Source organism: Burkholderia sp. MSMB1078WGS (genome assembly GCF_001528895.1).
GTDB lineage: Bacteria > Pseudomonadota > Gammaproteobacteria > Burkholderiales > Burkholderiaceae > Burkholderia.
On record NZ_LPDI01000061.1, the window covers coordinates 87973 to 113649 of the forward strand.

The 25677-nt window shown below is 60.1% G+C and carries 19 protein-coding genes and 4 pseudogenes; 15 read left to right on the top strand and 8 right to left on the bottom strand.

Features of this window, described 5'->3' with window-relative positions:
* Positions 1–57 precede the first annotated feature (57 nt).
* The 7 genes from WT24_RS15945 (at position 58) to WT24_RS15975 (ending at position 6020) form a co-directional block, all read left to right on the top strand.
* Positions 58–381, top strand: a complete 324-nt coding sequence (locus WT24_RS15945; protein WP_059793470.1) for a hypothetical protein — start codon at positions 58–60, stop codon at positions 379–381.
* A 111-nt stretch (positions 382–492) separates the two neighbouring features.
* Entirely contained in the window at positions 493–1083 is a 591-nt protein-coding gene (locus WT24_RS15950) for a hypothetical protein (protein WP_059502631.1), read from the top strand.
* A 72-nt stretch (positions 1084–1155) separates the two neighbouring features.
* A complete protein-coding gene (locus WT24_RS15955; protein ID WP_060034697.1) occupies positions 1156–1437 on the top strand; it encodes a hypothetical protein in 282 nt (93 codons plus the stop codon).
* 44 nt (positions 1438–1481) lie between these two features.
* On the top strand, positions 1482–3116 hold the full coding sequence (locus WT24_RS15960) for a hypothetical protein (RefSeq protein WP_060034700.1): 1635 nt from the start codon (positions 1482–1484) through the stop codon (positions 3114–3116).
* Positions 3117–3271: 155 nt separating this feature from the next.
* Positions 3272–3856: a hypothetical protein gene (locus tag WT24_RS15965; RefSeq protein WP_060034703.1), complete on the top strand. Its 585-nt coding sequence runs from the start codon at positions 3272–3274 to the stop codon at positions 3854–3856.
* A gap of 106 nt (positions 3857–3962) precedes the next feature.
* Positions 3963–5384 (top strand): sigma-54 dependent transcriptional regulator, encoded by a 1422-nt coding sequence (locus WT24_RS15970; protein ID WP_060034706.1) that lies wholly within the window; start codon positions 3963–3965, stop codon positions 5382–5384.
* Between the two features lie 129 nt (positions 5385–5513).
* Positions 5514–6020, top strand: coding sequence for a hypothetical protein (locus WT24_RS15975; protein WP_059502641.1), 507 nt, complete (start codon positions 5514–5516; stop codon positions 6018–6020).
* An 8-nt stretch (positions 6021–6028) separates the two neighbouring features.
* Here WT24_RS15975 and WT24_RS15980 read toward each other — a convergent pair whose 3' ends face one another.
* The gene (locus WT24_RS15980; protein WP_027781097.1) at positions 6029–6520 is read right to left on the bottom strand and encodes a hypothetical protein; all 492 of its coding nucleotides are present in this window, start codon (positions 6518–6520) and stop codon (positions 6029–6031) included.
* Between the two features lie 376 nt (positions 6521–6896).
* On the opposite strand from WT24_RS15980, the gene WT24_RS15985 reads away from it, so the two are divergent.
* A complete protein-coding gene (locus WT24_RS15985; RefSeq protein ID WP_059502805.1) occupies positions 6897–7574 on the top strand; it encodes a response regulator transcription factor in 678 nt (225 codons plus the stop codon).
* Between the two features lie 18 nt (positions 7575–7592).
* Here WT24_RS15985 and WT24_RS15990 read toward each other — a convergent pair whose 3' ends face one another.
* Positions 7593–9146 carry a methyl-accepting chemotaxis protein gene (locus tag WT24_RS15990; protein ID WP_060034709.1) on the bottom strand — a complete coding sequence of 518 codons (1554 nt, stop codon included), beginning with the start codon at positions 9144–9146 and terminating at the stop codon, positions 7593–7595.
* A 235-nt stretch (positions 9147–9381) separates the two neighbouring features.
* On the opposite strand from WT24_RS15990, the pseudogene WT24_RS15995 reads away from it, so the two are divergent.
* Positions 9382–9546 (top strand): annotated as a pseudogene (locus tag WT24_RS15995) (peptidylprolyl isomerase); the annotation flags it as partial.
* Between the two features lie 1692 nt (positions 9547–11238).
* Here the strand turns inward: WT24_RS15995 and WT24_RS35330 are convergent.
* The 3 genes and pseudogenes from WT24_RS35330 to WT24_RS34395 form a co-directional block, all read right to left on the bottom strand.
* Positions 11239–11549 (bottom strand): annotated as a pseudogene (locus WT24_RS35330) (transposase); the annotation flags it as partial.
* A gap of 20 nt (positions 11550–11569) precedes the next feature.
* Positions 11570–12133: a cysteine hydrolase family protein gene (locus tag WT24_RS16000; RefSeq protein WP_060034713.1), complete on the bottom strand. Its 564-nt coding sequence runs from the start codon at positions 12131–12133 to the stop codon at positions 11570–11572.
* A gap of 332 nt (positions 12134–12465) precedes the next feature.
* On the bottom strand, positions 12466–13053 hold the full coding sequence (locus WT24_RS34395; protein WP_156441813.1) for a hypothetical protein: 588 nt from the start codon (positions 13051–13053) through the stop codon (positions 12466–12468).
* Positions 13054–14922: 1869 nt separating this feature from the next.
* Between WT24_RS34395 and WT24_RS32920 the strand changes: the two genes are divergently transcribed.
* The 5 genes and pseudogenes from WT24_RS32920 to WT24_RS35335 form a co-directional block, all read left to right on the top strand.
* A complete protein-coding gene (locus tag WT24_RS32920; RefSeq protein ID WP_082742193.1) occupies positions 14923–15702 on the top strand; it encodes a MipA/OmpV family protein in 780 nt (259 codons plus the stop codon).
* Positions 15703–15762: 60 nt separating this feature from the next.
* Positions 15763–16095, top strand: a complete 333-nt coding sequence (locus WT24_RS35795; protein WP_082742194.1) for a transposase — start codon at positions 15763–15765, stop codon at positions 16093–16095.
* 543 nt (positions 16096–16638) lie between these two features.
* Positions 16639–17366: pseudogene (locus WT24_RS16005) on the top strand (SulP family inorganic anion transporter); the annotation flags it as partial.
* A gap of 478 nt (positions 17367–17844) precedes the next feature.
* A complete protein-coding gene (locus WT24_RS16010) occupies positions 17845–18150 on the top strand; it encodes an H-NS family nucleoid-associated regulatory protein (RefSeq protein ID WP_060034716.1) in 306 nt (101 codons plus the stop codon).
* A gap of 592 nt (positions 18151–18742) precedes the next feature.
* Positions 18743–18922: pseudogene (locus WT24_RS35335) on the top strand (divalent metal cation transporter); the annotation flags it as partial.
* A gap of 147 nt (positions 18923–19069) precedes the next feature.
* Here WT24_RS35335 and WT24_RS16015 read toward each other — a convergent pair.
* From WT24_RS16015 to WT24_RS16025, 3 genes are all read right to left on the bottom strand, one after another.
* A complete protein-coding gene (locus tag WT24_RS16015; protein ID WP_060034719.1) occupies positions 19070–20155 on the bottom strand; it encodes a porin in 1086 nt (361 codons plus the stop codon).
* A gap of 375 nt (positions 20156–20530) precedes the next feature.
* On the bottom strand, positions 20531–20773 hold the full coding sequence (locus WT24_RS35800) for a hypothetical protein (RefSeq protein WP_060034722.1): 243 nt from the start codon (positions 20771–20773) through the stop codon (positions 20531–20533).
* Between the two features lie 64 nt (positions 20774–20837).
* Positions 20838–22484: a fatty acid--CoA ligase gene (locus WT24_RS16025; protein WP_060034725.1), complete on the bottom strand. Its 1647-nt coding sequence runs from the start codon at positions 22482–22484 to the stop codon at positions 20838–20840.
* 461 nt (positions 22485–22945) lie between these two features.
* Here WT24_RS16025 and WT24_RS16030 point away from each other — a divergent pair, with 461 nt between their 5' ends.
* Positions 22946–25669 (top strand): LuxR C-terminal-related transcriptional regulator, encoded by a 2724-nt coding sequence (locus tag WT24_RS16030; protein ID WP_257127497.1) that lies wholly within the window; start codon positions 22946–22948, stop codon positions 25667–25669.
* Positions 25670–25677: the final 8 nt, after the last annotated feature.

Genomic DNA, 25677 nt, shown 5'->3' on the forward strand with positions numbered 1-25677 from the left:
GGTCGATGGCGTGCGATCTTCCATGCTCATTCTCTCCACGCCGTTATGGAGTCGACCATGAAGAAGCTTCTGATTGCAGCAGCAGTTCTGGCGGTTTCGGGTGCAGCGTTTGCAGCGAGCGGCACGATCTCGAGCAGCAACTCGTCGAGCGGTGGCCAGACGATGGCCGGGGTCGCCGGGTTCGGCCACTTCACCGCAACCGATTCCGGCTCGGCACTCGGCGCAGCCGGCGCAATGGCCGGTGGCGGCAGCAGCGGTTCGGTCTCGTACACGAACCACACGCAAACGTCGACGGTCGGCGGCTTCGGCTTCGGCGGCGCACAAGCAGGCGGCAGCAGCGGCGCGAACGCGGGCTCGACCGGCTGGACGTATCACCACTAAGCCGCGACGCGTAGCGTTCGTCATTGGCTGGCGGCACGGATGCCGGGTTTCGTCCCGCAAGGGCAGGCCCGGCTCCGCCACCGTCGAACTTCCTCACAGCAAGGAATTGCTATGAAAGCCAAAGTCATGTTAGCGACAGCGCTCACCGTCATTTCGTCCGCTGCGTTGGCGGCCGGATCGTCCACGACCAACCAGACGCAGTCCGTTGCGGCGGGTGTTTCCGGTTCGGTGCTGGTCGGCTCCGGCAGCTATACCAGCAATTCGACCTCGACGGCCGGCGCGAATGCAGGCAGCACCGTGACACCCGCCGGCTCCGCCGGCACGGCGTCCGCTTTTCACAACTCGACTTCGACGGCCAGCGGTTCGGGCACGAACGGAGGCGCGTTCGCGGCAGGCGGTGGTATCGGCGCCGCGGGTTCGTTCGCCGGAAACGGCAGCACGAACGAGAACGCGAATGCGCTGTCGGGAGGGGTGACCGCCACGATCGTACTCGGTGCGAACCACTACACGGCCACGGGCGCGAACGACCACGGCATTGCCAACGCGGGTGCCGCGGGGTGGACGGGCGGTGGCGGGTCGGGCGCCATCGCGGGCTCGAATCACTACAACTCGTCGAGCGTGTGGAGTACCGGGCCGGCCGGTTCGCCGTCCGCGTCGGGCGGAAGCCAGGGCGACTCGAGCGCGACCGGGAGCAGTCATTAGTCAGGTGTGGGGGGACCAGTTTCCCAGCGACGCTGGTCTCTTTTCCGCATCGTTGTCACGTAAGGAGTTGGCATGAAGCAGAACCTGATTGCCGCCGCTCTGATGCTCGCGTCTCTGACGGCGTATGGCGCTGACCGTGCTGCCGATGGTGGGCAATCGAATATGCAGACGTCAAACAACCCTTCTCAGACAACCAAACCGTCAGAACAACAAACGCTTTCGTCGGGCAGCGCCATCGGCGGACCGGACACCCGGCAATGGCAGGGCATGTCGGCCGGCTCGTGGTCCCAGCTGGGCAGCGGCTGGAAGCAGTTCGGGGAAGCAGCGAAAACTGAAGGCATTCAGGGGAATTAGTACGGTTGCCTGGGTGGGAGGTCAAACCTCGTCCGGAGAGTGAAATGAACAGCAACAGGATCAAGGTGGCATGTGCGGCGATGTTCGCGATGACCACGATCGGCGCCCACGCGCAAACCGCCGATTCGACGTCGAGCGCGCAATCGTCGACCTCGTCGACGGCGATCAGCCAGGGCGGCGGCTCGAGCATGAACACGAATACGACGAGTTCCCGCGGGGGGAATGCCACCAGCTCCAGCGGGGTGCGCGGCAGCGGCAATTCGAGCGTGAACGTCAACGTGACGCTGCCGTCCGGCACGGCCGGCGGCAACGTCACGCCGCAGAGCGTGAACTCGCTGCAGTCGTCCGGCGCGCCCGGCACCAACCCGTACAACACCCAGATCTCGGAAAACGTCAATTACTCGGGCACGCAGACGATCAAGACGAATCCGTCGATCCAGGCGCCCGGTCTCACGACCACGCTGTCCGATACCTGCATGGGCTCGGTGAGCGTCGGCGTGTCGTTTCCGGGGTTCGGCGCGACGGGCGGCACGACGCTGGTCGACCAGGCCTGCGTGCGGCGTCTCGATGCGCGCGAATTCCGTGCGATGGGTTTGACCGACGTGGCGCTCGCGCTGTTGTGCCAGAGCGACGCGAACCGGCGCGCGGTGGAGGCGACCGGGCATCTGTGCCCGGGCACGACCGCGCCGCTCGCGCGTTCGAACGTGGCGCCCAGCGTCGAAGCGACCGTCGCGGACGACATCAAGTATCGCGATCCGATCGTGCGCGACCGGATGGGCCTGCCGCCGCTCGGCTCGGCCGCGCCAGTGGCCGCGCCGACGCGCCCGATCGAGACGACGTCGATGCGCGCCGCGCCGGTTTCGGTGCCGGTGCCGGTCCCGGTGCCGGCGATGGCGCCTGTCGCCGCCGCTCCGGCAGTTGCGACGCCGGCCGTTGCCGCCGCAATCCCGGCGCCCGCGGCGGCTGCCGCGCCTGCCGTCGCCGCCACCGCGCCCGCAGCGTCGGTCGTACCGGCTGCCGTCATGGCCACCGTGCCGGCAGCGGCCGTCATCGCCGCACCGGTCGCGGCGGACAAGGCATCGCCAGCGCCTGCCGCGCCGGTCGCCGAGACGAAGGCGCCGGAGCCCGCGCGGCCGGTCGCCGACAAAGCGTCCGAGCCTGCCACGGCAGTTGTCGACAAGGTGTCCGCACCCGCCCCGGCAGTTGCCGACAAGGCGTCCGAGCCAGTGCCGGCCGTCGCGGACAAGACGCCCGAGCCTGCACAGCCCGTCGCCGCCAACGCACCGGAGCCGATTCCGGCCGCGACCGAACCGGTGCAGGCCGCAGGCGAGCCGGTTGCCGAACCGATGCCGGCGGCAACCGTCGCCGTGGCGCCGGCCGCCGATGCGAAGGCCGCCGAGCCGGCGCCGCAGGCAGCCGCCGAAGCGCCGGCCCCGGAGGCCACGCCGCCTGCCGTCGCGGCGGCGCCCGCCGACATGCGGGCAGCCGACGCGAAAGTGCCGGACGCGGTCGAATCCGCAGCCGCAGCCGCAGCCGCAGCGGCTGCGCCGCCCGCCGACGTGCCGGCGCTGACCGATCCCGCGCAAGCGTTGTCGCCGGCCACGGTCGATCGGCAGGCCGCACCGGCTGCACCGATCGCGCCGGCGCCGACCGTCATCTCGACGAGTACCTCGTCGTAGGCACGCGGGCCGGGTTGCCGTGCGACCGGAGCACGTGTCGCACGGCATGCGTTCGCCCCAATGCCCGACGGTCTTTTCCGGTTTGACGGGTGTTGTTCCCCTCCCCGAGGTCAACACCTCTTTTTGCGTGACGACGATGCGAGGAGGCCTCAATCATGAGGATCTTTTTGGTCGCTTTGCTGCTGGCCAGCGTACAAGCCGCTGCACAGTCGCTTTTCCAGAATCCCGCGGTCTTCGTCATCCTGAACGAGCAGACCCTCGCGAACGCCGCGAGCGTCCAGCAGGCGCTGTCGACGCTCGGCCGTCCCGACAACACCGCATGCGCGCCGATGGTGATGATCGGCGACCCGCAGATGGTCTACATGATGCCGGAGGCGGGCCATGCGCTGTCGTGGCAAGCGCCGGTATACGGCCGCGGTGCGCCGTTCGACGCGCACGACGGGCCGAAGTCGGCCGGCAAGACGGTCGGCGCGACGCAGCACACCGAGGCGATGCAGACGCAACCGTGGGGCGACGGCAGCGCGATCACGCAGAAGATCGCGGGCGAGTCGAGCGTCGCGGCCGCGGACCGGGTGAACGAATGGCGGTACACCGGGCTCGACAGGATCGAGACGGCCCGCGCGTCGGACGTGACGGTGAACGGCAAGACCTACCGCGCCTATCGCGACGATCTCAACGGCGCGGCGAAGCCTGTCGTCGAGCCGCAGATCTACACGCAGCGCGTCGTGTTCTGCCGATAGCGCGGCGTAGTTCGAGGACGGAGCGGCGCCGCGCCGCGGACCCACGGGCCCGCCACGCGATCGGCAACGGCCGCTTCGATATACAACCTTATGCGGCGAGGCAATCGTGAACCATTGCTGTCAGCTCGGCACGCCGGGCCCGCACGATGTCGAACGGCAGGCGAGCACGCTGCCGTTCGTCGCGGTCCGGCGCAGTCCCGTCGCGCCGTCGCGGCCGCTCGTCTACCTGTCGCGGCAACACGATGCCGCGCTCGTCGATTCGCTCGCGTCGCGCGGCTGGGAGGTGTGGTGCGCCAAAACCGTGGCGGACGCGCAGAATCTCGCCAAGGCGAACCGTCCGCATGCGGGCATCGTCGATTTCGGCAGCTTCGCGTCGCCGGACGTCGCGTCGTTCGAGGCGCTGCTGCGTGACCCGCGCGTCGGCTGGGTCGCGCTCGCCGACGGCGAGCGGCTGCGCAACATCACGATCGCGCGCCTGATCCGCCGCTGCTGCTTCGACTACGTGCGCCATGCGACGGCCTACACGACGATCGGCTATCTCGTCGGCCATGCATACGGGATGCTGGAGCTCGCGGACGGCGACCCGGCCGCGGAAGCGCCGCCGCCGGGCGGCGCGATGATCGGTGCGTGCGACGCGATGCGCCGGCTGTTCGCGACGATCCGCAAGGTCGCGAACACCGAGGCGACCGTGTTCATCGCCGGCGAGTCCGGCACCGGCAAGGAGCTGACGGCGGCGGCGATCCACCGGCAGTCGTCGCGTGCCGACGCGCCGTTCGTTGCCGTGAACTGCGCGGCCATCCCGACGATGCTGGTGCAGGCCGAACTGTTCGGGCACGAGCGCGGCGCATTCACCGGCGCGCACCAGCGCAAGATCGGCCGCATCGAGGCTGCGCACGGCGGCACGCTGTTTCTCGACGAAATCGGCGACATGCCGTTCGAGAGCCAGGCGAGCCTGCTGCGGTTCCTGCAGGAGGGCAGGATCGAGCGGCTCGGCGGGCATGCGTCGATTCCGGTCGACGTGCGGATCGTGTCGGCGACCCACGTCGATCTCGAAGCCGCGATGCAGGCCGGGCGATTCCGCGCCGACCTCTACTACCGCCTGTGCGTGCTGCGTATCGACGAGCCGCCGCTGCGCATGCGCGGCCGCGACATCATGCTGCTCGCCGATGACGTGCTGCGGCGCTATCGCGGCGACGGCGCGTACCGGATTCGCGGCTTCACGCCGTGCGCGATCGAGGCGATCCACAACTATTCGTGGCCCGGCAACGTGCGCGAGCTGATCAACCGGATCCGCTTCGCGGTCGTGATGACGAACGGCCCGCTGATCTCGGCCGCCGATCTCGAGCTGCGTCCGTACACGTCGCTGCGGCCGCCGACGCTCGCGCAGGCGCGCCGGCAGGCCGAGCGGCACGCGATCGAGGCAACGCTGCTGCGTCACCGCCACCAGCATGCGGACGTCGCGGCGGAGCTGGGCATCTCGCGTGCGACGCTGTACCGCCTGATGACCGCGCACGGGCTGCATGGCTGACGCGCGCTGCGCGCGTGCGCTCAAGACCTCGCGGCGGCGGCCGTTAAAACATGAAACGGCCCGGCCGGAACGCGTGCATTGACGTGCGCGCAACCGGCACGCGGCGCATCACGCTTATCCGAGGTCATCGTGGCAGAGTGCAGTCAGTGCGGCAGGACGTTCCTGGTCGGCGGGCGGTCGATCGACGGCCGCCGCTATTGCGGCCCGGTGTGCGCACAGGCGCATCCGGTCGTCGTCGAGGCCGAACGGGTGCCCGACGCGAAGGTCCGGCAGTACGTCGACGACTGGCGCTACGGGCCATGTCCGATCTGCCTGCGCGAAGGGCAACCGATTGACGTCCACGCGTCGCATCGCGTCGTGTCGCTCGTATTCGTCACGCGCTGGGCCACGCGGCGCCACGTGTGCTGCCGCCGCTGCGGCCGCCGGAAGCAGGCGATCGCGCTGCTCGCGTCGGCCGCGCTCGGCTGGTGGGGGCTGCCGTGGGGCATCGTGCTGACGCCGATCCAGCTCGCGCGCAATTTGCTGGGCCTGGCCGCGCGCGATCCCGAGGCCGCGACGCCGCAGTTCGAGGCGCTCGTGCGGCGCAAGCTGGCCGCCCGCCGGCTCGCGCGCGCGGAGCGGGGCGCCGGCGCCTGATCGCGCCCTCAGGCCGGCCGGTCGAAGCCCGATGCGGCCCAGCGCTCGGCGCTGGCCTTGTTGAGCTTGAACCCGGCCGACACCTTCGCTTCGGCCAGCAGCTCGCCATACGGATCGAACGCCTTGAGCTGCGCATACGGCTCGAACTCGTCGGGCACGATGTCGAGCGTCACCGACACGTCCTGTCCGGCTTCGTCCTGCACCGTCACTTCCTTGTGCAGCATCGCGCGCCGCTGCTGTTCGTGACGCATCAGCACTTCGGTCGCGGTCTTCACGAGCGTGCGGAACGCGTTCGCATCCATCGGCTTCGGGTTCTTCTTGTCACGGCCCATGGTCCACGGCCCGACGAGCGCGGGCTCGGACTCGCCGTCCTTGACCATCTCGACGGCCCAGCCGTCGTCGTCTTCGTTCTTGATGATGCGGGCCGTCCAACCGTTGTCGCGCCAGAGGCCGTCTTCGTGGATGGAGGTGTCGTCGGATTGCAGGTCGGAATCGGTCATGAGGAAAGCGGGAGATCGGGCAAGCCGGCGAAGGGCCGGCGGCGCGCGGCCGGCATCGGCGCGTCGCTCGCCACCGGCGGGCCGGGGTGGCATGCAAACGCGCAATTTTACCCGCTGGCCGGCCGCGCGGCGCGCCACGCCGGCCATCGGGCCGATGCCGCGACGGTCGTCCGCCGGCCGCCGGGCGTTGAACCGGCGCAAATATCAAACCCGTATTACGTCTTCGGCAGCCAATTCGTACGCCGTCCGATATCGCGCGCGTGCATACGTTCATAGAATCGACGTCCAGGCTAAAAATCGCCTGAATGTCCTTTCAACGCCCAACCGGGCGCGCGCGTTCCGCGTGGCGCGGCCGGTGAACCACCAGGAACTCCGCATGAGGAAATTCAATGTTCGCATCGTCTTCGCGTACGACTGGCCATTGACGCTGGCCGGTATCGAGCAGATCGCAGGCGGCGCCTGCGCGATCGAGCTCGCCGCGGTCTACCGGAGCGCGGCAGAACTGGTCGCATCGCTCGGCGGCATCGATTGCGACGTCGTGCTGGTCGACTATGCGATTCGCGGCGACGAGCAGATGGATGGCCTCGCGCTGTTCGACTGGCTGCGCCGCACGCGGCCGAACGTCGGGATCGTCGTGCTGGTCGCGAACGAGAACCCGCTGATCTTCCGGTCGATCTTCGCGATCGGCGGCGTGAGCGTCGTCAGCAAGCTCGACGAGGTCGGCCATATCGTCACGGCGATTCATTCGAGCTACAGCGGCGCGACCTACCTGTCGCCGTCGGTGCGTCGCGCGGTCGATGCGCTCGGCACGCGCGGCGACACGCCCGTGAAGCTGTCGGCGCGCGAAATCGAGGTGATTCGCCTGTATCTGTCGGGCGTGCCGATCAAGACGATCGCGCAGCGCCTGAGCAAGGGCAAGCAGACGGTCAGCGCGCAGAAGATCAGCGCGATGAAGAAGCTCGGCGCGAGCAACGACGTCGAGCTGATCCAGCGCGCGGCGGGGCTGGGGCTCGGTAGCGGCGAGGCCGCGCTGCGGGCGGGCAGCGCGGCGTGAGGGTGGGGCGGCGCGCCGTCAAGCCGGCAGCGCGAACCGCGTCACCGCGTCGCGCAGCGCCTCGGCCTGATCGCGCAGCGAATGCGCGGCTGCCGCGGCCTGTTCGACGAGTGCCGCGTTCTGCTGCGTGACCTGATCCATCTCGCCCACCGCGCGGTTGACCTGCTCGATCCCGGCGCTCTGCTCGCGCGATGCGTGGCTGATTTCGTCGAGGATCTCGTTCACGCGCCGTACCGACTGCACGATCTCGGCCATCGTCTCGCCCGCATGCGTGACGAGCGTCGCGCCGTGCTGGACCGTCTCGTTCGACGACACGATCAGCGACTTGATCTCCTTGGCCGCCGTCGCCGAGCGTTGCGCGAGCGAGCGCACTTCGGCCGCGACCACCGCGAAGCCGCGGCCCTGTTCGCCTGCGCGCGCCGCTTCCACTGCCGCGTTCAGCGCGAGGATGTTGGTCTGGAACGCGATCCCGTCGATCACGCCGATGATGTCGCCGATCTTGTGCGAGCGGTCGGTGATCTCGTTCATCGTGCGCACGACGTCGTCGACCACCGCACTGCCGCGCGTCGCGACCTGCGCGGCCTGGCCGGCGAGCGACGCGGCCTGCTCGGCGCTGTCCGCGTTCTGCTTCACGTTCGCGGTCATCTCGTCCATGCTCGACGCGGTCTGCACGAGCGCGGCCGCCTGTTGCTCGGTGCGCTGCGACAGGTCCGTGTTGCCGGATGCGATCTCGCTCGCGCCGACGTTGATGTTCTCGGTGCCCGCCCGGACGCGCGACACCATGTCGATCAGCCCGCCCTGCATCGTGTGCAACGCATGCAGCAGGCTGCCGCGATCGTCGTGCTTCACGCTCACGCGGGCAGTCAGGTCGCCCTGCGCGATGCGCCGAGCGGCGTCGAGCGCCGCTTCCAGCTCGCCGCCGAGGCTCGCGCGCACGCTTTTCAGCACCAGCACCATCACGGCCGTCGCGATCGCGCCGAGCACGGCCGTCATCGCGAGCCAGCGGCCGATGCTCGCGAGCACCGCCGAGCGCACGTCGTTCATGTACATGCCGGTCACCAGATACCAGTCCCACGGCGCGAAGCGCTGCACGGCGCTGGTCTTCTCCTGCGGCTTGTCCGCACCCGGTTTCGGCCACAGATATTCGACGAAGCCCTTGCCGCCTTCCGCGTTGCCGGCCTTCACGATTTCGACGAACAGGTGCTTGCCGTTCGGATCGGTGAAATTCGACACGTCCTTGCCGTTGAGCTCGGCCTTGATCGGATGCATCACGATCACCGGCTTCGAATCGTTGACCGAGATATAGCCGTCGGCGCCGTAGCGCATCGCGGCAATCGCCTCGAGCGCCTTCTGCTTCGCATCGGTTTCCGGCATCGCGTTCTGCTGCGACAGTTTGTAGTAATGGTCGGTCACGCTCGCGGCCTGTGCGACCAGCGATGCAAGCTGGTCGCGGCGGTCGGCGATCATCGACGCGCGGGTCTGCCATGCGCCCAGCCCGGCGATCACGAGCAAGCCGAGCCACAGGATGACGATCATCGAGGCGAGTTTCTGATTCAGGGAAAGATTGCGCATGGTATGAGGTCGGTCAGTCGAGGAAGCTCGCCGGGACGGCGTGACGGGGTAAGTGTCTTGACGGCGCGCGATGCGCGGCGCTGTAGGCGGGAAATCCCTTAGAAGCGGTCGTTCGATGACTGACGGCATTCTTGCGACCTGGGTAGCGTCACGGACGATGATTGCCGCTCAGTGGGGAGTAAACGAGCCAGTTAAATCGACCTGACTGCAACGCTTTTTAAACCTCTCTCCGACTGGCTCACGTGCGATCATGAAGATCGATGCGAAGCGACCGACGCAAATACCGTCGTTTGATGCAGCGAAGGCGACTATTCAACAGGAGTTGCAGGCATTGGCGGTCGAGAAGGCGACAGCGAATTTCATCGGCGGACTGATGAAGAGCGCGGATATTCAACAATAAGCGTAGCCAACGGAATGTCGCAAAAGGGCTCGAATCGACAGTCACGTAGTGGCTGAACTATTGCCCTTGCCGGCGACCCATGTCCGTTCCGTCTCGCGCGAAAACCACTCGGTGCCGGCGATGTAGGGAAACGGTACCCTCCTTGGGCGTTGTCGCGTAGGTAACTCGAGACTACGATGTTAGCTGCTTCGGGTCTCGGATGGGCAGAGCCGACTTGTCACCCATTGCGTCGGGAGATTGGGTTGTAGTGACGGGAGGGCGCGTGAGCATGCACAAGGCTGCGAACTGGCGCATCTGTTGGTCATATCCGGTCAAGTGGGTCCTCAATCCGCCGGCGAGTTGCGGTGTCGTCCCTGTATTGTCGTCTTTAAGGAGAGAATACTGATGGCGCCGACCGGTGACGTGGCAAACGACGCGCCGTGCGTCGATTAAATGATTGAGCGCTTGAGGCAGGCGCGAGATGGGGATGTTGGTGGCGTTACTTAGAGCGGTTGCTGTATATCGACTCCCAAGTTTCATGACGGAGAGGACTTTTTCAGCGTCGAGTTGAGTGGTAGCCGTGTACTTTTTCATGTTCAAAGGCAAAATGTCGAGCATCTTGCTGCATTGATGTTGCGAAGGAATCGAAACAGAGAGTCACGAGGATGCAATATGTAGAGATTTGTCATCGGTGGCTGCAATCATTATCGGTTATCAGCGGATTGGCGGAAGTCAGTGTCGCATAAAACGGTATCGATATTCGGTAAGTGAGTGCTTCCGCAATCCGGCGGCGGTCGACTGAGATCTGCATCGCAGTTCCTCTCTAAATCGGCCGGCACTGCAGCGAAATGCCCCTGCCGATAAACTCGAGCGAGCTTGAGCTTTTAAAAAATGCACGGTGGCTCACACCACCGCGCAAAAGTATCCGGCACAAGACAGCCAGATACGTCCACGAAAAAGGCGCGTATTACTCCAGAGCACAAAACAAAGCGTCTCAACACGAGGGAGCGGTCAGTACATCACCAATCGTCTGAGTTACGTTGTCGGTCGAGAACACAGTGGCAATCGGGTGTCCACGTTCATACGCAAGTGGTCAAACCCATGATTTATTTAAACGGCTTATCGATGAAAACCTCTTTTTTCAAGAATGCTACTATATCGATACAACATGTAACGACGTGATCGATGGCAGCCTCAAAATCATGAATATAAAGGTAATCTCCTTGTCGCACGAGTACGTCATTTGAGACGGGCAACAATGTGATTTTACAGAGATAACATTGCATCAAGATTGTGCATGCACAGAATATTATTTCGTCACGTTGATTTGGTCTGCTGGCTTAAATTGGGCGATGATCCGGGATCGAAGTCGTGGCTTTATCGGTCGACCTTCCTGTCTCAATTTGCGTGTTTAGTCTTACTTGCGCGTTGTTTCATGCGTCCCGACGCGATGGGACACGGCCGACGCGGGCCGCTCAACTATACTGGATCGTATGTGTGGATATGATTGTGTTGGGTAGGGTCATAACAGTCGATATTGTGAGGCGGCCAACTAATACGGTTGCAACGGCGTGGCTTGGCATACTGATCGCCAGCGTGGAAATTTTGGACGACTTGGTGGGTTTCGTAGTTCATGTCGTAACATGGACCGTCCGTTTTCGGGGCGGGGACATTTCACTAGGTAATCACCCCTGTTCGCCGAGCATGTAACGCCGCGGCGGCCAACTCAGATGTAGGCGCAACAGATTCACCTGCCTTAGCCGTCCCCAGACTGCTTTGCCGGTATTTCCTGTGCTAGCCGAACACCTGTTGGCGTTTACGCCGTGCCGGCGTGCCACGGCCGACACGGTTGCTCCCGGCTCCAGTCTTTCGCACTCGAGCACTCGATTGCGGTTTTTTTGCGCTGTGCGCCGACGACAGCGCTCCGGAGCGGCTCGTATTCCGATATTTTCCACGTAATGACTAGGCTTACTGATAGGCGCAAGACTATCCGTTACTCTAGGAGAGTCCTCGTGTCCTTCGATACGAGGGACCGCTCCGGCTGTTACGCATGAGCACTACGCAGACCCCTCAGAATATTCTCGGTGTTGTCCAATTCGCTGAACATCGGTAGGGTGAATTTCATCACGGCCTCGGCGCGACCCTCCATGGGGTCCGCAGTGGCGTCGCACGCCACGATCATCGAATAGCCAGCATCGAAACCCGCGCGTACCGTGGATTCGACGCCGCCACCCAAGGCAATTCCGGCCACAATCACGTTGGTGATGCCGTATTCCTCAAGTAGCGCGTTAAGCTCCTGGGACACGAACGCATTAGTGGTCGTCTTCCAAATTTCTAGGTCACCCTTCTTGAAGGGGAGATCTTTGTGTAGCTCCGCAAAGTCAGATTGCGGTTCCCCTACGGCGGGACTGAACTCAACCCGGCCTTTCGGTAGGTCTAATGCATGTACCCACACGACCGGGAGCCCTAGTTCGTGGAACGTGTTGGCCAACTCGGTGGTCTTGGCGACTATACGCGCCACATCAGCCGGGGCCGCCATGGCAAGAATGCCTTTCTGCATATCAACAGCGATCAAGGCGCTCTTCGGATCAATTTTGGTAATAGCCATAATGCCTCTATTTCGAAGAAGTATGTTTTGTAATGCTTAAGAGTTTCAGCAACTACCAGTGGCCGTCCTGTCCGGAAGGGGGGCGGGGAAGAGTCTGGTGTCCAGCAATTGTATGACCGTACGGCTTGCGGGTTAAGGGGCAGCTCGTCGTATCGACTTCGCCTTCGGCGACGGACCAGTGTACCTGATGGCACTGTGAATGACGCGCAACGGGCTCCGTAGGTTATCGTCGATACACATTTGGATCGCATGACACTGTTAAGAGCTTCAAGATCCAATGTGCAGGAAAAACGGCGATTTCTAAAATGAGACGATGTTTCTGGATTAAACGATTAAGTGGTTGTGCTCCTGTATTTAATAAGTCTGCGTGTTGGAATGCCTAGTAATCGAAGGCGATTTAGTTTGTCAAGCTGATAAGTTATCGTTGCTTTCCATCGAGGCTCCGCATGGGAGCCGCCTGCCGGTTTGGTAATTGTTAGCTTGCCATTCTCGAATTCGAATTGGTCGTTGTCCCAGAGTCCACCGTCGTTTCCGATGGCGCGCACGTAGTCGTCGTCAATCCGGGTTTCATCGAGTCGATCGATCAATGTTCCGTCTTTATCTAGGACAAAATATTCGGTGTAGGTGTAGTTTGCCCCCCACAGCTGGCACGATAACACGACAACGAAGTACTCCTCGTTCGCATGACCCTCGAAAGCTCCCCGCATTACGTCTATCACTTTCACTGAATTAGGATCGTCGCCCGGCATGCTGAACATGCCGTTCTTCACTTGGATAACAGGCGGTAGTCCCAAATGTGCGCAATCGCCGAGTGGGTAAGTAGTATTGCGAGGGTCAAACGACGTCGCGAATGTGGTTCCGGATAGAAGTAATCCAGAAATAACCATTCCGATCAACAAGATTCTATTGATAATTCTCATTAAATATTCTTTCTCTATCTAAGGTGAAGGGGATTTTCATTAGACGGATGTATCGGGCGAGTCCGCTTGAAATGTTCGTAAAAAATAGATGCAATCGAAGTGCTAAGCTCGTAGCGACATCGTCTGTGAGTCGCGGCGCGACGCAGTCATCGATGGCCTTTACTAGCCGAATTCGACGGAGTAGCCGAGTGAAGAAACGATATGGATCGACGCCGTTGGTCTGTTTACATCAGCGCACGGGGCATTGTCAAAGGAGAAAGTTGATAGTTCAAACATATCGATATTGTGGACGAATCGAACAAGCGAGTCATGATCAGGCAAATTTCAATCAGATGTCAATGACAGTATAATCGTCTGCTTTTAGTGTGCGGCGTCTGCAATGTCCATGCAATGTATTTTTTGTAGAATTCTGCATTAATTGCAGGTTCCCGTGTCCGGAGAGATTTGCAAAGCTATGCTGATGCATTTGACGACTCGTGTGTCAGGAACGATGGGTCTTCCTCGCTCGCTCGACAATGAGCGCCACAGAGCGATGCGGCTTACGACACACGTTCGCGGACGGGCGTTGCCGCTGGCTTTGTTACGTGGCCCTTAACACGCCGGATAGAGATGCCCGCATGATTATGTGAATTCGGAGGCGAGCGACGCTTATTCGAGAACAAGGGAGCCTCATCAAAGTGCTACGCGTCGCTTCTCCGGGGCACTCATCCACCAAAACGCGTCCGCGCGAACAGGTCATTGGAACGTTTCGTGCCGATGGACCGGTTCCCGCAACGCTACTTGATGTGATGACCTGCGATGACCTGCGATGAGCGCGAGGCGCTCGCGCGCTGGCTCGCAGTCTATCAACGTAGCAGGTGGCGCCCTTCGGGTCCGCCCGTTGCGTGATCGCGCGTCGGTGCGGACCTCGAAATTTGACGAGAATGGCTTCCATATTTTGACGCACAATCGATGACGGTATGATCAAGAGTCAGGCCGTGACGGACGCGTGCAATGCGCGAAGCCGTGGCGATGACGCCGGTATGGTTGATTGACCGATGCAAGGCGGACGAAGGCCATGCTCGCGAGTAAAGCGGCATGCGACCATGGCGTGTTCGAGCCGACGTCGAGCGCATGGACTATACGTGAATGACATGCGTTGACCGCGTGCGCGCCGAAGTCGCAGCCCGTCCTCAGGTGGAGACCCCGGGCGCGACGCGCTCAATTGCGTCTTTCCTACAGTGGACCGGCTTATTTTTGACGATTTTTGCATGCGGGATCGCTATGCGCGGTAAATTGCGGAAAAAGATTTTGTGCGAACGACGCGTCCGTTGCAGATTCTGAGATTAGGAGAGAAGCCTCTGCGAAGAGGATGATTCGGACAAAACCCAGGTGCGGATGCCCCGGATCGATCTGGCTTGTCTCGATGCGATTACGCTCTTCGGTCAATCTCATATCGTAATCAATTCGGTGTATTGACTATGTATGTCTGTCGAATTTGATGAAATGGAAGTCAACATGGAATTTTAGGTTGATGCGTCGGGGAAAGCGACGTGCTGGCTATCGGTGGAATTATCGGATGAAGGCGTACGACGTCGAGCCGTGCAGAACCAGTCACTGTCGATCGGGCCGGTCAAGAAATCGCTGGAATCGCTATGGCCAGTGTGCCAGACCAAATGACCCTGGACAATGGGGCGTCGAGTGGCGTGTGCGCGGTAGCTCTAACCGGTATGACGATGCGGCAATGTTCACACAATGTTCGCTCGATAGGATCTGAAAATAGAATCAACTGCTAATTCAGGCGTTGCGCGTATCGGCGCCCACACGTAGCAGCAGTACACATCTTTCAGGTCATCGTGCCGGAGTCGGTGATTTATATCGGATACCTAAATGAAGTCACGAAGTATTTTCAATATATTTGCGAAGCTGGCGGGCACTGTCATGTCGTCCGCAGTGTTTGCAAGCGGATATGACGTTACGATTGGTGCCGGTGGTGGTGTGGCGCCTCGGTACCTTGGCAGCGATCAGTATCGCTTCGCACCGATCCCGTATCTGAGCGTGACCTCCTCATCGGGTTTTTACCTCGACACGATGCGCGGAGCAGGGTACAAGCTCGACCTGCCGCGAAACTTTTACATCGATGGGGCTATCAACTTTGCCTTCGGTCGAAAGGACCACAATGTAGGCTACGCAGGCGGTTCGGATGCCCTGCGTGGGATGGGTAACGTACCCAATGCGGCTGTCGTGACCATGGCTGCCGGCTACCGATTCATGGGTGCGGGATCGGTGAGCGTTGCGGCGGATGTACCCGTCAGCCAACGCAGCGTCGGTGATTCTTGGCGCGTTGAGCTCAAGGTGCCATTGATGATTACGTCAACGGACGTGCTGACCACGGATTCAGGCATGCATGTTGGCTCGGCGACATATAACCGGACGATGTGGGGAGTAACCGCGTCACAAAGTGCGACATCTGGATTTCGACAGTACAACATAGGCGGCGGAATTAATGCGGTGAATTTTGGTTTGACGTGGACGCATATGTTCGATCGAAATAGGTCGATTTCCACGTCGGCTCAGGTAACACGCATAGTCGGTGATGCCGGAAACAGCCCGATTGTCTTCCGGCGCGTTGCGTTGAATCTCGCGACCATTGCTGCCTACAATTTCTAGAGGTCTATTTTCAATCGATGAAATGAATTTGGACCTTGTCTTTTGCGTGGACAAGATAAGATGATTAAAGCGTTATTGGATGACGAGATTTGGTCGCAAATCGAGTCGGTGATTCCGGGTCGGCCGTGTGATCCGGGGCGTACGGGAGCCGACAACCGCTGCTTTGTCGAAGCTGTTCTCTGGGTTGCCCGAACACGTAGACCGTGGAGCGATTTGCCTGAGGAGTTCGGTAGATGGCAAACGGTGTACTTGCGTTACTGGCGGTGGCGTCATAGCGGCGTGTGGGACCGGGTGGCTCGCATAGTGTCGAATGATACGGAGTTAAAGCGTTTATTGACCGACTCGTTCATTGTGCGGTCATACCACCGCGTCAGCGCTCGGGCGACTAGCTGACAACCAAGCATTATTTGGTAGGCCGATGATAACTTCTCGGAGCAGGTCCTGTTGTCCAGATACCTCTGATATCGACGTGTTTTGGGTTGAGACGGTTTTTGGTCAATCAGGGATTTAGAATTCTATCTATCCAAGTGTATCTGGAGTCGCCCACATCAGATCATATTTTCCAAGAGGGCTGAATGGCTCGTTGGCCTGGGTTCTGGAGCGCCTCCCCGTGTGCACCAGGGCCTTCTTTTGCGACCGGTTCACCGGTCGTTTTTTTGTGTGTTGTATCGATCGGATCGCTTGTCGCCTGACTGGAGACGCTTGATCATGGTCGAGTCGCGGACGCGTCAAGTGCGCTCCGTCGATGCCGCTTGTGACTGTACCGAATCGTAAGCAAGTCTACATCTGCACAACCTATCACGTACGTAGATTTCTTTTATATAAAGAACATGCCACGCTTTCCTAGGCGTGGCGAATTGCCACCAATCGCTGCATGTGGGGGCGAGAGCATCAGATCCATTGTTGACCCGCGCCGGCGGTCAAGCCCGACGCGACCCAAACTTGAATCGTTCGGCTGTATCTGCGGGCGCGCTCAAGCATGCGGAACTCGGTCCGAAGGTCGTGCAACTGGTCAATCCGGACGTGTGGCGCGTCGCGATCACGCTCGCGGTCGTGGCCAGCCTCGAACGCTGCTGAGCCTCGAGGCCGTCGAACAGATCGATCCGAAACGCCAGCCGATGCAACCGGACCGCGAGCTCAAGGCGCAGGGCGTCGGCAATCCCGTCGCCGGCACGATGGACGGCCAGCCGATTACGCCGGTGATCGTGCGCAGTTCGGTCAACGTCCAGGCGGGCGCACACGGGATGCTGCTGCTCGCCAGCGTGTTCGCGCTCACCGGGCTGATCAACCTGATCCCGCTTGCGAGCCTCACTGCGATCCTGGTCCACGTGGGTGTCAAACTCGACGCTGTTCCGCTCGGTGATGAAGCAGGGGCTGGCCGTATTCGTGCCGTTCGCCGCGACGATCGCCGGCGTGCTGGGGGTTGCAGTCGCGAACCTGAAAAGCCTCGTCACGCTCGCGCAGCACGACGATCATTCCCTGCAGTGTTCTGCAAGGACGTGTCGTTCCTCGGCAAAATGCAGGTCAAGCATCACCTGCGACACATTCCGGATCGTGCGGTCGTGATCATCGACGCGACGCGCGCCAACTACATCGATCATGATGTGCTCGCGCTTCTCGATGCGTTCGTCGCCGACGCGCCGCGCCGCGGGATCGCGGCCGAGCCCGCTGTTCCGACCAACTGCGCGTCGCTTAAGGGAGGCAGAGTGACGACCACGAAAAAGTAGCGGTTGATCTTGCAAGTTTCTGCGGTGCAGCCGGCAATTGATGATTGACGCTTTCTTACGTCAGCAACGTGCGTATCCACTTCTCTGTGTGTCCCTAATTGACTGGCGAGAAGCGCCTTTCCGGGTGTGTGTTAGCGCCGATTTGGATCGGGGTAATTGAGTAATTGCTTTTTCAGGCAAGGTTAATTTATACACATTTTACGTTTGTATACTGAAAGGCGGCTGGCATATGTGATAATGCAATGTTATCGCAATGCTTCTTTCATACAATGTAGCGTCAAGTTATTCGCGCTGTATGCTATATCATCATAAGAATTCCAGCTCTGATATTTCACCCTTTCCGGATTTTAAGTTGGGATGATGTCAATGGGGCTATTGAAACATACAAAATGGAATTCACATTGGAACTCATGCGATGAAGGCTTATCAGGAATACAAAAAGTATGTTGAATCCGTCGAGAAGGCAATTGAACAGGAGCGCCTCAGGATAGCCAGCAGTGTTCTTCAGCAGGTGCGTGAATGTGTTGCGGAGTTCAATTTCAAGCCGGAAGACGTGTTTTCGATACGGCAGAAACGATCCCCCAAATACTACGACCCCGAAACGGGTCGGACGTGGAGCGGAGTTGGGCGCGAACCATTGTGGATGCGCGGTAAGGACAGGCGAATATTCGAACTCAAGCAATCGATCAATCCGTTCGATAACGGCCACCATGGTCAGTAGAGCGTTGTGGTCACCATGTGCGTGTATTTCGTTAGTGTGAAACTGGCTGAATGTGCTTATTTTCTCTATTCGATGTGCTGCAGTAAATGTCTTGAATTTGGTAAAGGCAAGTCGTGCTGGTGTACGTCAAAGCCCCCGTGGAACAAATTTTGCATCGTGAGCGGTGTATATCGATCAGTATATAGTTGGATTTTGGTGTTTGATGTCCGGCATTGAGGATGTTCGAAATGAAAGGGTTAAATAAATCTTCAATTTCGTGAATCGCTCTGGAAGAAGTGTTTGTTATCGGGAGGCTAGTTTCTGACCGGTACTAGTTCGAAAATTCGATGCCGTTGGCAAGACAAAGAAAGTCGCCACCAAGGGGGGCGTTGTAATGAGCAAAGCGGCAGACGAGCGTGCTAGGCGCTGCGATGTGACACTTTATACGATCCGGATCTGGTCCCCATGAAGATATTCAAGCACCTGTTCGATCTCCAGCCACGGTTGTGGACCACTTTGCCAAGTACGCCTGGTTTTCCATCGATCAACCCCGCATCAATATGTTCGCATACGCCACGGGCGATTCCACCCATCGGAGCCAAAAGGCACAATCATGATCGACGCCGACGCGTCGCATTAGCCGAAGCTCAAGCGCTTCTTCGGCCCGGGCCCGCTGATTGCGATCGGCTACATGGATCCTGGTAGCAGGGCGACCGACATCCAGACCGACTCGCAGGTCGGTTATTCGCCGATGTGGGTCGTCGCGTTCACGAGCCTAGCTGTGATCTTCTTGTAGTTGCGCGGGCGAATTCATCGTCCTGTTTCTATTACTAACGGCGGCCAAGACGCGTAGCAGTGTTGCGTGATCGAGGCCGCACTTTTACATACAAAAAGCTCGGCCAAGTTTGTCGAAGGCCGCGTGCCTCCCGGATGCTATCGATCAGAACATGTGTCGGATACCGATGTCGATACCGATAGTCGTTCCCTGTGCGCCATGGAGTGCCCCGTTGGTGGACAGCCCCGTGTTCATTTTTCCTTGATTGTGGACGAACCCGACCTGCCCATACAGGGAGGTAAGTTTGGACATGCCGTAGTTCAAACCTGTCGCCGCCATGATTGAGTGGTTACGTGAGTCGTTCCCGTCTATGGTGTACCAGACGCCAGTATCGACAGTCGCGGTGCGCGTAATGGAATAGCTCAAGCCGCCTCCGTATACGCGATTGTTGAACGATCCGGCGACCTTGAAATTGGCCAACACGGCTTTCACTGTCAAATCGTCGAAACGATAGCTCGCGCCAACAGTACGGCCGTTGAATGGAACGGTACTCGATGTCGGCGCTGACAAGGGAGTGCCGCCCGAATTGCCGCTGTACATTGCTGCACTGAGCATGAACGGGCCATGGCTGTAGTTCAGCCCGAACGAATATTGCCGGCCGGCTTGAAAGTTTCCGGCCTCGCCGCCCAGTGCGAGCAGGGCGCTACCTCGAAAGCCGGCGATCGCTGGACTCGTGTACGAAACAGAATTAGAGTTGAATATGCCCGTGACTAACACGCTGCCGATATAGATTGGCACCATGCTGCCGAAATAGGAAACATTGCGCGAGTCCGTGGCGATGAGTGATATCGCGAATGGCGAGTACTGCACGCCAGCCTTGAAGGTACCGAAGTTTCCCGTTAAACCAACCCAAGCCTCGCGGCCGAAAACATTGCCGTTCGAATTAGCTATTCCGCCGTTGGAACTGCTGATCCCGCTTTCGAGTGCGAAGATGGCGTTAACGCCGCCACCGAGATCTTCGACTCCTTTCAGACCGAACAACGAGGAGCCTCGGCCACCAGTGATAACCGAGCCTTGCTGGCCACTGGATTGACTCGTGGTGGAATTGCGAGTCTTGCTCGTATACAGAAGTCCGGTGTCCATGACACCATACAACGTCACGCTGCCTTGTGCATATGCAGCATTTCCGATGTTCCAAAGAAGCGCTCCTGCAAGGATGACGATGCAGCGGTGGCAATTCGTCGACGTCATGAAAATGTCTCCTATGTATTTCGTTTGAGTAATGTGACGGGAATGGGCGAGGCGGTCCGGCGCCAAGCGTGGTCTTTCCCAGAACTTGTTTGCTGGCGGTCATGAACCTGACTGCTTGGGATCGCGTCAGTGATGGCTCGCTTGGGTGGTTCCCAAACCCGGATGCGCGAGCACCAGCTGATCGTCGAACGTCTTCCGTTTGGTTTCCGCTTGTAGACTGCGGCCCAGTTTTGACACAACAATGCGGGCGGCATGGAAGGCGGTGTCGGGATGCATAGGGGACGACGATGGGCGTCGGTTACCCAGGACGGCTTTCCAGTCCGTGGGCGACATAAGGACGAGGCCGACCGAAGAGAGGAGCTTCGCATGGCCACCCTAGACTGGACCCCGGTTGGCAAATCCCTTCCAATACATCGAGAGAGCCCGGGGCGGGAAGTTAGCGGAGACCGCCACGTTGTAGGCGAGTGAAACGTGGAACACCAAATTTCGCTCCTTGAACAGCAGGCTCAGCGCGATTGCGACGTGGCTAATGGCGAGTATTGCCATTCGCGGGACATTCATGCTCTCGGCTTCGGTTGTGTGCTGCTGTACGCGTGCGACGGATGATGCGTTCGTCATCCAAAAACCTCTGTGGAGCTTTTCATTAATCACGTGATGCACAATCTGATTTTTTGCACATGTGCTATTCGGAGCCTTGATACTTCATACGCAACACTTTCTTATTGATTTTTCCTACACTTGTTTTTTCGATTGCGTCAACGAACACCACGCGATCAGGTATCGCATACTTCGAAATGACGCCTCGGATGGCGTACTCCTTGAGATGCTTGCGTATCCCTTCCTGGTCGGCCGATTTGCCGTGTTTCAGCACGACGAGCGGTAATGGACGCTCGCCCCATCTGACGTCTTTCACGCAGATCACGGCAACTTCGTCGACCGCCGGGTGACGGGAGATCAAATCCTCAAGCTCCAGTGATGACACCCATTCGCCGCCGGTTTTGATCACATCCTTGAGACGGTCGCTTATCTGCAGATAACCCTGGCTATCGATCGCTCCAATATCGTTGGTGTGCAGATAGCCACCAGCCCACAAGGCTTCCGACTCTGCGGGGTTGTCGAGATAGCCCTGGGTCAGCCACGGGGCTCTCACGACAACTTCGCCGGTGGTCCTGCCGTCGCGTGCGACGTCGCGCATCTCGTCGTCGACGATCCGCAACTCGACGAGCGGGATCGGTAACCCGGTTCGCGAGCGCATGTCGAGCTCATGCGATAGATCCGTGGTCTCAGATGTTCTGACCTGCGCAAGTGTCAGAATCGGGCAAGTCTCCGACATCCCATAACCGGCGAACACATCGATGCCTCGCGCGATCGCGGCGTGTGCAAGACCGCGAGGTAATGCCGAGCCGCCGATGACCACCTTCCAACCCTGCAGATTCACATCGGCACATGCCGGGCTCGACAGAACCATGTGCAGCAGCGTCGGCACGCCGTGCGAGAAGGTCACCTTTTCACGCACGATCAATTCGATCAATGTCTCAGGTGCGTACCGGCCTGGATAAACCTGCTTCAGACCGAGCATCGTAGCCACGTAGGGAATACCCCACGCGTGGACATGGAACATCGGGGTCATCGGCATGTAGACGTCTTCGCGATGGATTCGACCCTGTTCGCACGCGCTCGAGAGTGCAGCAGTTGCCGCGAGCGTATGGAGCACGAGTTGCCGGTGGCTGAAGTAGACGCCCTTGGGAGTGCCTGTGGTGCCGGTCGTGTAGAACGTCGTGGCGATGGTGTTTTCATCGAAGTCGGGAAACACGAAATCAGGCGATCCAACGGCCAGCAGAGTTTCGTATTCGTCGACGAAGTCGTCTGGCACGACAGCAGTGCCCCCGTCGTCGAGAAGTACGAGTCGATCAAGGTTCGGTAACAGCGCGCGAATTTGTGACAGCAGCGGCAGAAAGTCGGAATGGACCAGCAGTGCTCTCGCCTGTGAGTGATTCAGGGTGTATGCGATCTGCTCGGGGCTCAGGCGCACATTCACGGTCATCAGCGTCGCGCCCATCATCGGGATGGCGAAATAGCTTTCGAGGTAGCGATGACTGTCCCAGTCCATCACCGCGACCGTGTCGCCTGGCTCGATGCCGATCGATCTTAAGCTGCCGGCAAGACGGCCGATACGGTCGCGCATTGTCCAGTAGTTAAGGCGAGTCTGGTCCCGATAGACGATTTCCTGTTCGGGACACGTCGCTAATGGCGTATGCAATAGCTGCTTGATCAGCAGAGGATAGGCGTACGCGGAATGGGTCGCACGAAGCGGTTGGAAGTGGGGCATAGGCTGGTAGTAACGTGTCCCGTTTGCGAATATCGTTGATACGTTCCGGTGCGTGTGCTGAAGCCGTTGAAACGGGCGCCAACGTGGGCAGGCTTATCTTGCAAAGCCCTCGGCATTTCATTCGGGAAAGAGCTCGTCCGTCATGACCCACGGGTGGCTGTCCGATTGCGGTGACATGATGGTTGTCGGACGGGCAGCGCCGACGCTCGCGCAAAGGCGCTCCCTATCCGGATAAGGTTCAAGTGGTAAGACTAAGCTCGGGAGTAAGGCGGAACAGCCCCTCAACCGGGGAGGGGCTGGGTGCATCGGAGGGGGGGATGAAAAAAGTGCGGTTAAGTGTGCTTGGGCGGAGCGCAATCCGCAGCCACCGGCGATGTGGTGGTAGCATGGCATAGCTAATTTTTCAAGAAATCAGGGCAAGCGTGGGATTACCGAAAGACACCTCGGATCGCACATGGGACGTGTCGCTGATCCAGACCAAGTTGGCACCACCCCGCTTACCGGCGGGCATTGTGCGCCGGAACGCGCTGTTGGAACGCCTCGGATCGAAAGGCGATCGCTGCTTGACTGTTGTGACCGCGCCCGCAGGTTTCGGCAAGACGACCCTGCTTGCCGAATGGAGCAGCGTGTTGCGGGCGAGGAAGCACTTGGTTGCGTGGTTGAGCCTCGATGAGCAGGATGACGATCCGCAGCAGTTCGGTGCCTATCTAGTGGCTGCGTTGTCCCAGGCATCGGGCGAATTGGCGCAGCAAGCGCAGCAGCTTCTACGTGACGATCTGCTGACGCCCGTGCGCACCATCGTCTCTGTGCTGCTCAACGAGATTGCCACTTGCGACCGTCAGGTTTTTCTTGTACTTGATGACTTCGATCGCCTGACGTCCACGGCCATTCGTGCGTTGGTCTCGCGCTTGCTGCGATACGCGCCGGACAATTTCCACGTGTTGCTCGGCGGGCGTAGCGAACCGGCCCTTGCGTTGGGGCAATTCCGTGCCGACGGAAGGCTGTTGCGGATCGCTGCTGCAGATCTCCGTTTTTCGAATGACGATGCACACGAATTCTTTCGACAGGTGCGCGGGGTACCGCTGGACGCTTCCAGTGTTGCACTGCTGAACGAGGCAACCGAGGGATGGGTTGCCGGTTTGCAACTCGCGTCGATTGCACTTCAGGAAGCGGGAGACGCCAGCGAGGTGGCACGAGGTCTTTCGGGAGCGCGCTTAGGCATCGACAGCTATCTTGACGATACTGTGCTCGCCAACCTGCCGGCACCGATGCTGAAATTTCTGCTGCGCACGTCCATTCTCGACCGGCTGAGCGTTGACGTATGCGACGCCCTGATGGGCGATGGGGCGCGCAGTTGGGAAAAGCTCGACTGGCTCGAGCGACATAACATTTTCATCCAGCCGCTCGACGCCGAACGGCAATGGTTCCGCTACCACGCGTTGCTTTCGGACGCGTTGCGGCAGCGTCTCGCCAGACAATGCAGGGGGGAGTTGAAGGCCTTGCATCGTCGCGCGAGTCAATGGTTTGCGAGCCAGAGTCTGTGGCCCGAGGCCGTGAAGCACGCGCTCTCGGCCGGCGACACATCGCAAGCGGGACAATGGGTAGAAAACTGTGCGATGGCGATGGTCGATCGCAGCGATGTGCGCACGTTACTCGGCTGGATTGCGAAACTCCCGCCAGATCTTGTCCATGGGCGATTGCGCTTGCGCCTCGCGAAGGCATGGGCGCTGGCACTGTCACTACAGACCACGGAGGCTGCCAAGGAGGTTGAATCCATCGCGGCGGAAGTCGCACGATCCGGTAGCGACAAAGTGCCTTTCGACGAAGCTCTGCCCGCTGAAATCAATGCAGTAAGCGCGATCATCGCAGGCTTCGACGACGACGGTCAGCATGCGCTCGCGCTCGGGCGTGCGGCGATCGCATCGGCATCCGTGTTGCCTGCGATGCCCAGGGTCAACCACTTTGCGGAAACGGCGCAAATTTTCGGATTGCTATACGAGGGTGACTTTGATCAGGTGAGGCGCGTCCGCAGGCTCGCTACGACTCACTTTGGCTCAACTCAGACCCCGGTGTATGCGGACGTCTACCGAGAATGCATGTTCGGACTCGCGGCGCTTGTGGAGGGTGACTTGCACGAAGCGATGCGAACTCTCGAGGCTGCGCTCGGCTACGCCGAAAGTGTGCTCGACCGAAACTCGGCTGCCGCGACGCTACCTGCCGGGTATCTGGCATCAATTTATTATGAACGCGACAATCTCGCGCGTGTGCGAGAAATCGTGGCCGGTCGCGCCGCGATTGCAATGGAAACGTGTCCTCTTGGCGCGTTGCTGCGCTATACGCGTTCGGTAGCCAGACTCCATGCACGTGATGGCGACATCGGATCCGCGCTCGCCGTGATCGAGGACGCGCGTCAAGTGGCTGCTGCGCGGCGGTGGTTGCGCCTGCGGGTAGGGTGTGACTCCGAGGCCGTGCGGTTGTATTTGAGAGAAAGGCGGATTGCCGACGCTCGTCGGACTGCCGAAGCGCTGCGCGTCGCTCTACCTGAGCGGCGCAAGCCCGGAAGCGGCACCTTTCTAGAGACATGGGCGGACTATTGCATGATGCGTTCGCGGGTTCTGATCGCCGACGGTCACGCGGGCCAAGCTGTGGCGATGCTAGAGGAATTGCGCGATGAGGTGGGCGCAGCTGGTAGGTGGTACCTCAGCGCTCAGGTTTCGATACTGCTTGCGCTGGCGCTTGAGCAGCACGGAGATGCGGACCGTGCACTGGTGTCGCTTGAACGAGCACTAGCTATTGCGCAATCCACCGGCATGATTAACAGCTTCGCCGATGAAGGGGAGGCGCTTCGTATCGTGATGGACCGCTGGCGGCGCACCGCCTCTAAAGCGGCTTCATTCGACGTGACGTTCGTCGAACGCCTGGCTGCTGCGTTCGACGAACGAATTAGCCGTGTTGGCGCAACTGTACCAGAGGTGTCGAGCGCTCCCTCTGATCGACTCAGCCCCCGTGAGATCGAAATACTCGATCATATTGCACGCGGATTATCGAACAAGGAGATCGGTAGAGCACTGCGTGTGGCGCCGGAAACGGTGAAGTGGCATTTGAAGAACATCTTCGAAAAGCTCAACGTGAGTTCTAGAATTGAGGCCGTGCAGAGCGGACTAGGGCTGAAAAGATCGCGATAGGCGGTTTA